We start from the raw sequence: 14,016 nt of genomic DNA, 5'->3' as shown, positions 1-14,016 counted from the left end.
AAGGTGTCGCAGGTTCGAATCCTGTCTTCCCGATTCATTCAGAGATACGTAAGCGTATCTTTTTTATTTAACTAGATATTATATACATTAAGAGAGAAAGCGTTCGCTTCTCTCTTTTTTTTAATTTCAGTAATTCATTTTGATCGCGTATACTTTTTTATTTCCTGATTTGTTCAATGAATACTGTAGTTTAGGTACATAAATTAAAATTTAACAGATTGTATAATTCTCACAAACTTTTAAGAAAGTAATTGAAGAGTTTTTTTGTTCTACCTATAATATATGTGTTTGTGCGATAAAAATTTCTGCTCTTTTGATTTTAAATAAGTATTAGTTTTCAATATAGTGTGAATTGGGTTTGATATCTCTTTTGAGGAAGCTGCCTTAGATTTTTCTACTTGTGTTTTATTGTATAGTGTATCTTGCTTGTTTTGAACAGAATCTTTTATGACATTTGTCATATTTCCTAGTGACAGAAGCATCTAGCTCCGCAAACTTCAAAAGTCTATAATTGAAGTATGAAATGGAGGAAGAAAAAATGAAACATAAAGTAATTGTCGCAATGAGTTTAGTAGCAGCAGGAGTCATGACTTATCTCATGTTTTCAGGATTGGATGAAGGCTTCTATCATTTTCCTTGGGAGTTGTTTGCAGGATTTGGCATGATGTCTTGGCTTATCCGAGAAGGCTTGAAATTGGTCTCAGATGTGAAAAAGGAGTTCGAAAAATGAAAAAAGCGTTTCTCTATCTTTTTATTGGACTATCACTAGTGGTATGGTTGGTAGAAATGTTTACAGGTTGGTTTGATCAAGCCTTCCTTCACCAATTCATCCGTGGTGCCTGGGGACTAGGATTTATGACTTTTATCGCCTTTCCTATGGGAAAGGAGTGGTTGAAAGGAGAATATCATGAACATGATTAAGGTAGAAAGCCTAAATAAAAACATCAAGGGCAAGGCTATTTTGAAGGATATTTCCTTTGAGGTAGCTGAAGGTGAATGCGTCGCCTTGATTGGGCCCAATGGTGCTGGGAAGACCACACTCTTGGACTGTCTGCTTGGAGATAAACTGGTCACAAGCGGTCAAGTATCCATCCAAGGCTTGCCAGTGACGAGCTCTAAGTTAGACTACACAAGATCCTACCTCCCTCAAGAAAATGTCATCGTTCAGAAATTAAAGGTCAAAGAGTTGATTGCTTTCTTTCAAAGCATTTACCCAAATCACTTGAGCAACCAGGAAATCGATCAACTATTGCAGTTTGACCAGCAACAAAAAGAGCAATTCGCAGAAAAATTATCAGGTGGGCAAAAGCGTCTCTTTTCTTTCGTCTTGACCTTGATTGGGCGACCAAAGCTTGTCTTTTTAGATGAACCAACTGCTGCTATGGATACCTCTACTCGTCAACATTTTTGGGAAATTGTTCAGGACCTAAAAGCGCAGGGAGTCACCATTCTTTATTCGTCCCATTACATCGAAGAGGTAGAGCATACAGCGGATCGAATCTTGGTCTTGAATAAGGGAGAGTTGATTCGCGATACAACACCTCTAGCCATGCGCAGTGAGGAGATTGAAAAGCACTTTATCCTTCCTCTGGCATACAAGGAAATTGTTGAGCAGTCTAACTTGGTTGAAAACTGGGTACAAAAACAAGATGCTCTGCAAGTAGTCACACGAGAGGCAAATGCTTTCTGGGAACTGTTAGTTCAAGCAGGATGTAGCATACAAGAAATTGAAGTCAATAATCGTAGCTTGTTGGATACAATCTTTGAAGAAACACAAAAGGGAGATGACTAAGATGAAACGATGGATCGCACTAAACAAGATAGAATTTCTATTGACCAAACGACAATTGGTCTATTATCTATTATCTGTAGGGATGCCGGCAGCCTTCTATTTATTCTTTTCAGGCATGTACCAGGACACACCCGGTGGACCAGATAATTTTATGCGTGATTACCTCATCTCCATGACGGCTTTTTCCATGATGTCGACAGCCATGTTTTCATTCCCAGCTGTTTTATATACCGATAAAATCAACAACTGGCAGAAAACATTGCGCCATACCCCTGTAAATATGGTAGAATATTATCTATCAAAGATAACAAGTATGATGGTTGATTATTTGGTCTCAATCCTGGTTGTTTTCTCAGTTGGACACTTGGTCAGAGGTGTGGATATGCCTCTAGGAAGCTGGATTGGGGCTGCGTTCTTACTGATAGTAGGAAGTGTAGCTTTTGTAGCGCTTGGCTTGACCTTGACACTCTTGCCTTCTAGTCAGCTGATGTCTGTAGTGGGAAATCTTCTCTATCTAGGCTTGGCTGTTTTAGGTGGGCTCTGGATGCCCATCTCTTTATTTCCAGACTGGATGCAAGCAGTAGGTAAGTGTCTTCCAACTTATCAGTTGATGGAGTTGCTCAAGACCTTCTTAAACGAGGATGGCATCAATCTATCAGCTACAGTTTATCTACTTGTTTTTTCAGCAGTTTTGTTTGGTTTGACCATTTACCTTCAAGGTCATAAGGAGAATACTTAATGCTTGAAAGACTGAAAAGCATAGACTATATGTATTGGGCCAGTTTGATTTTTATGGTTTTTCCCATCGTTCCTGTAGTGACTGGGGAGCTTCCTAGCTGGCATTTATTGATTGATATTCTATTTATCTTGGCTTACTTAGGCGTTTTAACCACCAAGAGTCAACGCTTATCCTGGATCTTTTGGATTATCATGCTAGCTTATGTAGCTGGCTATACCGCCTTTGTTGGTGTAAATTATATCTGGTTCTTCTTTTTCCTTGCCAATCTCTTAATTTATCATTTCGGCGTACGTAGTTTTAATTCTTTACATGTCCGGACTTTTCTACTTGCTCAAGTCCTTGTTGTGGGGCAACTTTTGATTTTTCAGGAAGTTGAAGTTGAGTTTCTAGTCTATCTGCTTGGAATTATCACTTTTATCGATTTAATGACTTTTGGCTTGGTTCGGATTCGTATTGTGGAGGATTTGAAAGAAGCTCAGGCTAAGCAAAATGCCCAGATAAATCTATTGCTTGCTGAAAATGAACGCAGTCGTATCGGTCAGGATTTGCATGATAGCTTGGGACACACTTTTGCTATGCTGAGTGTCAAGACAGATTTGGCCTTGCAGTTATTTCAGATGGAGGCTTATCCACAGGTGGAAAAGGAATTAAAAGAAATTCACCAGATCAGTAAGGATTCCATGAATGAAGTGCGAACCATTGTGGAAAATCTTAAGTCTAGAACTTTGACATCCGAACTAGAGACTGTGAAAAAGATGTTAGAAATTGCTGGAATTGAGGTGGAAATAGCTAATCAACTAGATACAGCTAGCTTAACTCAGGAATTGGAGTCAACGGCTTCCATGATTTTGCTTGAATTAGTGACCAATATCATCAAACATGCTAAAGCGTCTAAAGTTTACTTGAAATTAGAACGGACAGAGAAAGAACTCATTCTAACAGTGAGAGATGATGGCTGTGGCTTTACTTCTATAAAGGGGGATGACCTCCATACAGTTCGAGATCGTGTTCTTCCATTTTCGGGAGAGGTAAATGTGATTAGTCAGAAACAACCGACAGAAGTTCAGGTTCGATTACCTTATAAGGAGAGAAAGTAGATGAAAGTGTTAGTCGCAGAAGATCAAAGTATGTTGAGAGATGCTATGTGTCAGTTGCTCACGCTTCAACCGGATGTGGAGTCTGTCCTTCAAGCCAAGAATGGGCAAGAAGCAATCCAACTATTAGAAAAGGAGTCTGTAGATATCGCCATCCTTGACGTAGAAATGCCTGTTAAGACAGGTCTTGAAGTCTTGGAGTGGATACGAGCAGAAAATCTAGAAACAAAGGTGGTTGTGGTGACGACCTTCAAGCGTCCTGGGTATTTTGAACGTGCGGTCAAGGCTGGTGTAGATGCTTATGTATTAAAAGAAAGAAACATTGCAGAACTCATGCAAACCTTGCAAACTGTCCTCGAAGGGCGCAAGGAGTATTCGCCTGAATTGATGGAAGTGGTGATGACGCATCCCAATCCGTTGACAGAACAAGAAATCGCAGTTTTAAAGGGAATTGCTCAGGGCTTCTCTAACCAAGAAATTGCAGACAAACTTTATCTATCCAATGGAACAGTCCGAAACTATGTCACCAATATTCTTTCAAAACTAGATGCAGGTAATCGAACAGAGGCAGCTAATATCGCGAAAGAATCTGGTTGGTTGTGATGATATAATATTTTTTGAACATTATGTGCTAAAATTGATGGGATTGAATGGAACAATACTAACTTTAGGAGGGTGGGATTCCTCCCTTTTCTTTTTTTAGGGAGCACTACAAAAGAGCTAAAATTAACAATAAAAAAGAAAAATATCTTGACAACCAAGGGAAAATTTTGTTACAATAATAGACGGTACTTTTTACTTTTGGTCTCTCAAGAGTGTACAGGGACGTGCTGACAAATGTTGCAAAAGTACACACAGATGATAGCTGTCACCAAGTGTATCATCACCAAAAATAAAAAAACACAGGAGAATGTAGATGCCTACAATTAACCAATTGGTTCGCAAACCGCGTAAATCAAAAGTAGAAAAATCTAAATCACCAGCTTTGAACGTTGGTTACAACAGTCATAAAAAAGTTCAAACAAACGTTTCTTCACCACAAAAACGTGGTGTTGCAACTCGTGTTGGAACAATGACACCTAAAAAACCTAACTCAGCCCTTCGTAAATTCGCTCGTGTACGTTTGAGCAACCTTATCGAAGTTACTGCCTACATCCCAGGTATCGGACACAACTTGCAAGAGCACAGCGTGGTTCTTCTTCGTGGTGGACGTGTAAAAGACCTTCCAGGGGTACGTTACCATATCGTCCGTGGTGCACTTGATACTGCAGGTGTTAACGATCGTAAACAAGGCCGTTCTAAATACGGTACTAAACGTCCAAAAGCATAAGGAAAGGGGATAAAGAGAAATGAGTCGTAAAAATAGAGCTCCAAAACGTGACGTATTGCCAGATCCGCTTTACAATTCACAACTAGTTACTCGTCTTATCAACCGCGTTATGCTTGATGGTAAACGTGGTACAGCTGCTTCAATCGTTTACGGTGCCTTTGAGCAAATCAAAGAAGCTACTGGAAACGATGCACTTGAAGTATTTGAAACAGCTATGGAAAACATTATGCCTGTACTTGAAGTACGTGCACGTCGTGTTGGTGGTTCTAACTACCAAGTCCCAGTTGAAGTTCGTCCAGAACGTCGTACAACACTTGGACTTCGTTGGTTGGTAACAATTGCTCGTCTTCGTGGTGAACACACAATGCAAGACCGTCTTGCAAAAGAAATCTTGGATGCTGCTAACAACACTGGTGCAGCTGTTAAGAAACGTGAAGACACTCACCGTATGGCTGAAGCTAACCGTGCATTCGCACACTTCCGTTGGTAAGATTAAGATACTAAGGGCGTTAAAAAAGCTACTGAAAATTAGGAAGCTTGACGCGGAATCAAAGATTCTAGGAAAGCTTATCTATTTTCCAAGCTTTTAGACCGAGTTCAATTGAGCTCGATCAGCTCTTAGCAACAACTCAACTTACCATCTCGTAAGTTGAAACCAACAATAGCATGAAAACATTGAGAACGGGTAGGTCCTGCCTATCCGTTTTTATTAAAATCGTGTTATAATAGAATAGAAATCAAAAATAAATAGGAGAAACAAACCTCATGGCACGCGAATTTTCACTTGAAAAAACTCGTAATATCGGTATCATGGCTCACGTCGATGCTGGTAAAACAACAACTACTGAGCGTATTCTTTACTACACTGGTAAAATCCACAAAATCGGTGAAACTCACGAAGGTGCGTCACAAATGGACTGGATGGAGCAAGAGCAAGAGCGTGGTATCACTATCACATCTGCTGCGACAACAGCTCAATGGAACAACCACCGCGTAAACATCATCGACACACCAGGACACGTGGACTTCACAATCGAAGTACAACGTTCTCTTCGTGTATTGGATGGTGCGGTTACCGTTCTTGACTCACAATCAGGTGTTGAGCCTCAAACTGAAACAGTTTGGCGTCAAGCAACTGAGTATGGAGTTCCACGTATCGTATTTGCCAACAAAATGGACAAAATCGGTGCTGACTTCCTTTACTCTGTAAGCACACTTCACGATCGTCTTCAAGCAAATGCACACCCAATCCAATTGCCAATCGGTTCTGAAGATGACTTCCGTGGTATCATCGACTTGATCAAGATGAAAGCTGAAATCTATACTAACGACCTTGGTACAGATATCCTTGAAGAAGACATCCCAGCTGAATACCTTGACCAAGCTCAAGAATACCGTGAAAAATTGATCGAAGCAGTTGCTGAAACTGACGAAGAATTGATGATGAAATACCTCGAAGGTGAAGAAATCACTAACGAAGAATTGAAAGCTGGTATCCGTAAAGCGACTATCAACGTTGAATTCTTCCCAGTATTGTGTGGTTCTGCCTTCAAGAACAAAGGTGTTCAATTGATGCTTGATGCGGTTATTGACTACCTTCCAAGCCCACTTGACATCCCAGCGATCAAAGGTATCAACCCAGATACAGATGAAGAAGAAACTCGTCCAGCATCTGATGAAGAGCCATTTGCAGCTCTTGCCTTCAAGATCATGACAGACCCATTCGTAGGTCGTTTGACATTCTTCCGTGTTTACTCTGGTGTTCTTCAATCAGGTTCATACGTATTGAACACTTCTAAAGGTAAACGTGAGCGTATCGGACGTATCCTTCAAATGCACGCCAACAGCCGTCAAGAAATTGACACTGTTTACTCAGGTGATATCGCTGCTGCCGTTGGTTTGAAAGATACTACAACTGGTGACTCATTGACTGATGAAAAAGCTAAAATCATCCTTGAGTCAATCAACGTTCCAGAACCAGTTATCCAATTGATGGTTGAGCCAAAATCTAAAGCTGACCAAGACAAGATGGGTATCGCCCTTCAAAAATTGGCTGAAGAAGATCCAACATTCCGCGTTGAAACAAACGTTGAAACTGGTGAAACAGTTATCTCTGGTATGGGTGAGCTTCACCTTGACGTCCTTGTTGACCGTATGCGTCGTGAGTTCAAAGTTGAAGCTAACGTAGGTGCTCCTCAAGTATCTTACCGTGAAACATTCCGCGCTTCTACTCAAGCACGTGGATTCTTCAAACGTCAGTCTGGTGGTAAAGGTCAATTCGGTGATGTATGGATTGAATTTACTCCAAACGAAGAAGGTAAAGGATTCGAATTCGAAAACGCAATCGTCGGTGGTGTGGTTCCTCGTGAATTTATCCCAGCGGTTGAAAAAGGTTTGGTAGAATCTATGGCTAACGGTGTTCTTGCAGGTTACCCAATGGTTGACGTTAAAGCTAAACTTTACGATGGTTCATACCACGATGTCGACTCATCTGAAACTGCCTTCAAGATCGCGGCTTCACTTGCTCTTAAAGAAGCTGCTAAATCAGCACAACCAGCTATCCTTGAACCAATGATGCTTGTAACAATCACTGTTCCAGAAGAAAACCTTGGTGATGTTATGGGTCACGTAACTGCTCGTCGTGGACGTGTAGATGGTATGGAAGCACATGGTAACAGCCAAATCGTTCGTGCTTACGTTCCACTTGCTGAAATGTTCGGTTACGCAACAGTTCTTCGTTCTGCATCTCAAGGACGTGGTACATTCATGATGGTATTTGACCACTACGAAGATGTACCTAAGTCAGTACAAGAAGAAATCATTAAGAAAAACAAAGGTGAAGACTAATCAGTCCTCACTCTAGAAGGAAGTCACTTAGTGGCTTCCTTTTGTCTTTAGAAAACACCTCTAAGTATGGTAAAATAGTAGGAGAATAATGTGAGGAAAATGAATGTCAAATAGTTTTGAAATTTTGATGAATCAATTGGGGATGCCTGCTGAAATGAGACAGGCTCCTGCTTTAGCACAGGCCGATATTGAGCGAGTTGTGGTTCATAAAATTAGTAAGGTATGGGAGTTTCATTTCGTATTTTCTAATATTTTACCGATTGAAATTTTTTTAGAATTAAAGAAAGGTTTGAGGGAAGAGTTTTCTAAGACAGGCAATAAAGCTATTTTCGAAATCAAGGTTCTGTCTCAAGAATTTTCAAACCAACTTTTGCAGTCCTACTATAGGGAGGCTTTCTCTGAGGGCCCATGTGCTAGTCAAGGTTTTAAGTCCCTTTATCAGAATTTGCGAGTTCGTGCTGAGGGCAATCAACTCTTGATTGAAGGCTCTGAGGCGATTGATAAGGAACATTTTAAGAAGAATCATCTTCCTAATTTAGCTAAACAACTTGAAAAATTCGGCTTTCCTACTTTTAACTGTCAAGTAGAGAAAAATGATGTGCTGACCCAAGAACAGGAAGAAGCCTTTCATGCTGAAAATGAGCAGATTGTTCAAGCGGCCAATGAGGAAGCGATTCGTGCTATGGAGCAACTGGAACAGATGGCACCACCTCCAGCTGAAGAGAAAACAGCCTTTGATTTTCAGGCCAAAAAGGCTGCGGCTAAGCCAAAGCTAGATAAGGCGGAGATTACTCCTATGATCGAAGTGACGACGGAGGAAAATCGTTTGGTCTTTGAAGGGGTTGTTTTTGATGTGGAGCAAAAAGTGACCAGAACAGGGCGTGTTTTGATCAACTTTAAAATGACGGACTACACTTCAAGTTTTTCGATGCAAAAGTGGGTTAAGAATGAGGAAGAGGCTCAGAAATTTGATCTCATCAAGAAAAATTCTTGGCTCCGTGTTCGTGGGAATGTGGAGATGAATAACTTCACACGCGATTTGACTATGAACGTGCAAGACGTGCAGGAAGTTGTTCACTATGAGCGGAAGGATTTAATGCCAGAAGGAGAACGACGGGTTGAGTTTCATGCTCATACTAATATGTCGACCATGGATGCACTACCAGAGGTAGAAGAAATCGTTGCGACAGCTGCTAAGTGGGGACACAAGGCGGTTGCCATCACAGACCATGGAAATGTTCAGTCCTTCCCACATGGCTATAAGGCGGCTAAGAAAGCGGGAATCCAGCTGTTCTATGGTATGGAAGCCAATATCGTGGAGGACCGTGTCCCTATCGTCTACAACGAAGTGGAGATGGACTTGTCGGAAGCGACCTACGTGGTCTTTGACGTGGAAACGACGGGGCTTTCAGCTATCTATAATGATTTGATTCAGGTTGCGGCCTCTAAGATGTACAAGGGGAATGTTATTGCTGAATTTGATGAATTTATCAATCCTGGACATCCCTTGTCAGCTTTTACTACTGAGTTGACTGGAATTACAGATGACCATGTCAAAAATGCCAAACCACTGGAACAAGTTTTGCAAGAATTCCAAGAATTCTGCAAGGATACGGTCTTAGTTGCCCACAATGCTACCTTTGACGTTGGATTTATGAATGCCAACTATGAGCGTCATGGTCTTCCAAGGATTAGTCAGCCAGTTATCGATACGTTAGAGTTTGCTAGAAACCTCTATCCTGAGTATAAGCGTCATGGTTTGGGACCTTTGACCAAGCGTTTTGGTGTGGCCTTAGAACATCACCACATGGCCAACTACGATGCGGAAGCTACTGGTCGTCTGCTCTTCATCTTTATCAAAGAGGTAGCAGAAAAACATGGTGTGACCGATCTAGTTAGACTTAATATTGATTTGATTAGTCCAGATTCTTATAAAAAAGCTCGGATTAAACATGCGACCATTTATGTCAAGAATCAAGTAGGACTAAAAAATATCTTTAAGCTGGTTTCCTTGTCTAATACTAAGTACTTTGAAGGGGTGCCACGGATTCCGAGAACGGTTTTAGATGCCCATCGGGAAGGTTTGATTTTAGGTTCAGCTTGCTCTGAAGGTGAAGTTTTTGATGCAGTCGTTTCCCAAGGTGTGGATGCGGCGGTTGAGGTGGCCAAGTATTATGACTTTATTGAGATCATGCCACCAGCTATCTATGCGCCATTGATCGCCAAGGAGCAGGTCAAGGATATGGAAGAACTACAGACCATTATCAAAAGTTTGATAGAGGTTGGCGACCGTCTTGGCAAGCCCGTTTTGGCTACGGGAAATGTCCACTATATCGAACCAGAAGAAGAGATTTACCGTGAAATTATCGTCCGTAGTTTGGGACAGGGGGCGATGATTAACCGAACTATTGGTCATGGCGAACATGCCCAACCCGCTCCTCTTCCAAAAGCTCATTTTAGAACGACTAATGAAATGTTGGATGAATTTGCATTCTTGGGAGAGGAATTAGCTCGCAAATTGGTTATTGAAAACACCAATGCCTTGGCAGAAATCTTTGAACCCGTTGAGGTTGTTAAGGGTGACTTGTATACGCCTTTCATTGACAAGGCTGAAGAAACGGTCGCTGAATTGACCTATAAGAAAGCTTTTGAGATTTATGGAAATCCGCTGCCAGATATTGTTGATTTGCGGATTGAAAAAGAATTGACTTCCATTCTGGGGAATGGATTTGCTGTGATTTATCTGGCCTCGCAGATGCTGGTTCAACGTTCCAATGAACGGGGTTACTTGGTTGGCTCTCGTGGGTCTGTAGGATCTAGTTTCGTTGCGACCATGATTGGGATTACGGAGGTTAATCCTCTCTCTCCTCACTATGTCTGTGGTCAGTGTCAATACAGCGAGTTTATCACCGATGGTTCTTATGGTTCAGGATTTGATATGCCCAATAAGGACTGTCCTAAATGTGGTCATAAACTCAGCAAAAACGGACAGGATATTCCTTTCGAGACCTTCCTTGGTTTTGATGGGGACAAGGTTCCCGATATTGACTTGAACTTCTCGGGAGAAGATCAGCCTAGTGCTCACTTGGATGTGCGTGATATCTTTGGTGAGGAATATGCCTTCCGTGCAGGAACGGTTGGTACAGTAGCTGCCAAGACCGCTTATGGATTTGTCAAGGGCTATGAGCGAGATTATGGCAAGTTTTATCGTGATGCAGAGGTGGAACGCCTCGCTCAAGGTGCAGCTGGTGTCAAGCGGACGACGGGACAACACCCGGGAGGAATTGTTGTTATTCCTAACTACATGGATGTTTACGACTTTACGCCTGTCCAGTATCCAGCAGATGACGTGACGGCTGAATGGCAGACCACTCACTTTAACTTCCACGATATCGATGAGAACGTCCTCAAACTCGATGTGCTGGGACATGATGATCCGACCATGATTCGAAAACTCCAGGACTTGTCTGGGATTGATCCTAATGAAATCCCTATGGATGACGAAGGCGTGATGGCCCTCTTTTCTGGAACTGATGTGCTAGGTGTGACTCCTGAACAAATCGGAACTCCGACAGGCATGCTGGGGATTCCAGAGTTTGGAACCAACTTTGTACGAGGCATGGTAGATGAAACGCATCCGACGACTTTTGCAGAATTGCTTCAGTTGTCTGGACTGTCCCACGGTACTGACGTTTGGTTGGGAAATGCCCAGGATTTGATTAAACAAGGGATTGCGGATCTATCAACCGTTATCGGTTGTCGAGACGACATCATGGTTTACCTCATGCATGCTGGTCTCGAACCTAAGATGGCCTTTACCATCATGGAACGGGTACGTAAGGGCTTGTGGCTCAAGATTTCCGAAGAGGAACGCAATGGCTACATTGAAGCCATGAAGGCTAATAAGGTGCCAGAGTGGTATATCGAGTCCTGTGGGAAAATTAAGTATATGTTCCCTAAGGCCCATGCGGCAGCCTACGTTATGATGGCCTTGCGTGTAGCTTACTTCAAGGTTCATCATCCCATTTATTACTACTGTGCTTATTTCTCCATTCGTGCTAAGGCTTTTGATATCAAGACCATGGGTGCGGGCTTGGATGCCATTAAGCGCAAAATGGAAGAAATCTCTGAAAAACGGAAGAACAATGAAGCCTCTAATGTGGAGATTGACCTCTATACAACTCTTGAGATTGTCAATGAGATGTGGGAGCGTGGTTTCAAGTTTGGTAAACTCGATCTCTACCGTAGTCAGGCGACAGAGTTCCTCATCGATGGGGATACCCTCATTCCGCCATTTGTAGCAATGGATGGTCTGGGAGAAAACGTTGCTAAGCAACTGGTACGTGCGCGCCAAGAGGGAGAATTCCTCTCTAAAACAGAACTACGCAAACGTGGTGGACTCTCATCAACCTTGGTTGAAAAGATGGATGAAATGGGAATTCTGGGCAATATGCCAGAGGATAATCAGTTGAGTTTGTTTGATGAGTTGTTTTAAGGTCTTGGAGGAAAAAAGATGAAACTAAGAATTTTTGCGGAAGATAAGCCGGCTGAGAAAGTATTTGAATATCAATTAGAACTTGCCGATCAGACAATTCTTCTATCAACAGCACTCTTGTCAGGTGCCATTGCTTTAGCAGGATTATTCTCCGCTTTGAAAGAAAAATAAAAATAGAAAAGAGAAAACAACATGGTTTTACCAAATTTTAAAGAAAATCTAGAAAAATATGCGAAATTGTTGGTTGCAAATGGAATCAACGTGCAACCTGGTCACACTTTGGCTCTCTCTATCGATGTGGAGCAACGCGAGTTGGCTCACTTAATCGTCAAAGAAGCTTATGCCTTGGGTGCGCATGAGGTGATCGTTCAGTGGACAGATGATGTCATCAACCGTGAGAAATTTCTCCATGCGCCGATGGAGCATCTGGACAATGTGCCAGAATACAAGATTGCTGAGATGAACTATCTTTTGGAGAACAAGGCTAGCCGTCTTGGGGTTCGTTCATCTGATCCAGGTGCCTTGAACGGAGTGGATGCTGACAAGCTATCAGCTTCTGCCAAAGCTATGGGACTTGCCATGAAGCCAATGCGTATCGCAACTCAATCTAACAAGGTTAGCTGGACTGTAGCAGCTGCTGCTGGACTTGAGTGGGCTAAGAAAGTCTTTCCAAATGCTGCGAGCGATGAAGAAGCAGTCGATCTCCTTTGGGACCAAATCTTCAAAACTTGCCGTGTCTACGAAGAAGATCCTGTTAAGGCTTGGGAAGAGCATGCAGCTATCCTCAAGAGCAAGGCTGATATGCTTAATAAAGAACAATTTTCAGCCCTTCACTACACAGCGCCAGGGACAGATTTGACACTTGGTTTACCAAAGAACCACGTTTGGGAATCAGCTGGTGCTATCAATGCACAGGGCGAAGGATTCTTGCCAAATATGCCGACAGAGGAAGTCTTCACAGCGCCTGATTTTCGTCGCGCAGATGGTTATGTCACTTCTACAAAACCGCTTAGTTATAACGGAAACATTATTGAAGGTATTAAGGTGACCTTTAAGGATGGACAAATCGTAGATATCACTGCTGAGAAGGGTGATCAGGTCATGAAAGACCTTGTCTTTGAAAATGCGGGTGCGCGTGCCTTAGGTGAATGTGCCTTGGTACCAGATCCAAGCCCAATTTCTCAGTCAGGCATTACCTTCTTTAACACCCTTTTCGATGAAAATGCGTCAAATCACTTGGCTATCGGTGCAGCCTATGCAACTAGCGTTGTTGATGGAGCGGAGATGAGCGAAGAGGAGCTTGAAGCTGCGGGGCTTAACCGTTCAGATGTTCACGTAGACTTTATGATTGGTTCTAACCAAATGGATATCGATGGTATCCGTGAGGATGGGACACGTGTACCACTCTTCCGTAACGGAGATTGGGCAAATTAAGGAGATAATATGTTAGGAAGTATGTTCGTTGGTCTCCTAGTGGGATTTTTAGCAGGTACTCTGACCAATCGTGGAGAACGCATGGGATGTTTTGGAAAAATGTTTCTCGGATGGATTGGTGCCTTTATAGGGCATTTGCTTTTTGGGACTTGGGGACCGATAATAGCAGGAACTGCCATTATTCCGGCAATACTAGGTTCCATGATTGTCTTAGCGATTTTCTGGAGACGAGGAAGTTAATTCCTTAAATCTGATACTCAATGAAAATCAAAGAGCAAACTAGGA

General features: G+C 42.3%; 13 protein-coding genes. All 13 read left to right on the top strand.

What is annotated here, in order from left to right:
• Positions 1-523: 523 nt before the first annotated feature.
• Positions 524-730 (top strand): hypothetical protein, encoded by a 207-nt coding sequence (locus tag HMPREF2764_RS01530; protein WP_025170070.1) that lies wholly within the window; start codon positions 524-526, stop codon positions 728-730.
• A complete protein-coding gene (locus HMPREF2764_RS01525) occupies positions 727-921 on the top strand; it encodes a hypothetical protein (protein WP_070526661.1) in 195 nt (64 codons plus the stop codon). The genes HMPREF2764_RS01530 and HMPREF2764_RS01525 overlap by 4 nt, the downstream gene beginning before the upstream one ends.
• Entirely contained in the window at positions 908-1,792 is an 885-nt protein-coding gene (locus tag HMPREF2764_RS01520) for an ABC transporter ATP-binding protein (RefSeq protein WP_070526659.1), read from the top strand. The genes HMPREF2764_RS01525 and HMPREF2764_RS01520 overlap by 14 nt, the downstream gene beginning before the upstream one ends.
• Position 1,793: 1 nt before the next feature.
• Positions 1,794-2,531, top strand: coding sequence for an ABC transporter permease (locus HMPREF2764_RS01515; protein WP_070526656.1), 738 nt, complete (start codon positions 1,794-1,796; stop codon positions 2,529-2,531).
• A complete protein-coding gene (locus tag HMPREF2764_RS01510) occupies positions 2,531-3,628 on the top strand; it encodes a sensor histidine kinase (protein WP_070526652.1) in 1,098 nt (365 codons plus the stop codon). Before HMPREF2764_RS01515 ends, HMPREF2764_RS01510 begins: the two co-directional genes overlap by 1 nt.
• Positions 3,629-4,228, top strand: a complete 600-nt coding sequence (locus HMPREF2764_RS01505; protein ID WP_070526649.1) for a response regulator transcription factor — start codon at positions 3,629-3,631, stop codon at positions 4,226-4,228.
• A gap of 313 nt (positions 4,229-4,541) precedes the next feature.
• Positions 4,542-4,955, top strand: coding sequence for a 30S ribosomal protein S12 (gene rpsL / locus HMPREF2764_RS01500; protein WP_001142332.1), 414 nt, complete (start codon positions 4,542-4,544; stop codon positions 4,953-4,955).
• Positions 4,956-4,974: 19 nt separating this feature from the next.
• Positions 4,975-5,445 (top strand): 30S ribosomal protein S7, encoded by a 471-nt coding sequence (rpsG, locus tag HMPREF2764_RS01495; protein ID WP_000087873.1) that lies wholly within the window; start codon positions 4,975-4,977, stop codon positions 5,443-5,445.
• Positions 5,446-5,720: 275 nt separating this feature from the next.
• Complete coding sequence (gene fusA / locus HMPREF2764_RS01490) at positions 5,721-7,802, top strand: elongation factor G (RefSeq protein ID WP_000090348.1); 2,082 nt, start codon at positions 5,721-5,723, stop codon at positions 7,800-7,802.
• A 103-nt stretch (positions 7,803-7,905) separates the two neighbouring features.
• On the top strand, positions 7,906-12,297 hold the full coding sequence (locus HMPREF2764_RS01485) for a PolC-type DNA polymerase III (RefSeq protein ID WP_070526646.1): 4,392 nt from the start codon (positions 7,906-7,908) through the stop codon (positions 12,295-12,297).
• Between the two features lie 18 nt (positions 12,298-12,315).
• Positions 12,316-12,468: a hypothetical protein gene (locus tag HMPREF2764_RS01480; protein WP_000776626.1), complete on the top strand. Its 153-nt coding sequence runs from the start codon at positions 12,316-12,318 to the stop codon at positions 12,466-12,468.
• 21 nt (positions 12,469-12,489) lie between these two features.
• On the top strand, positions 12,490-13,731 hold the full coding sequence (locus HMPREF2764_RS01475) for an aminopeptidase (RefSeq protein WP_070526642.1): 1,242 nt from the start codon (positions 12,490-12,492) through the stop codon (positions 13,729-13,731).
• 9 nt (positions 13,732-13,740) lie between these two features.
• Entirely contained in the window at positions 13,741-13,971 is a 231-nt protein-coding gene (locus tag HMPREF2764_RS01470; protein WP_050252449.1) for a GlsB/YeaQ/YmgE family stress response membrane protein, read from the top strand.
• Positions 13,972-14,016 lie beyond the last annotated feature (45 nt).

The sequence above is a fragment of the Streptococcus sp. HMSC073F11 genome (assembly GCF_001810785.1).
In the GTDB taxonomy this organism is placed as follows: domain Bacteria; phylum Bacillota; class Bacilli; order Lactobacillales; family Streptococcaceae; genus Streptococcus.
The sequence above is the reverse complement of the archived record's forward strand: the minus strand, read 5'-3'. Positions and strand labels throughout refer to the sequence as shown.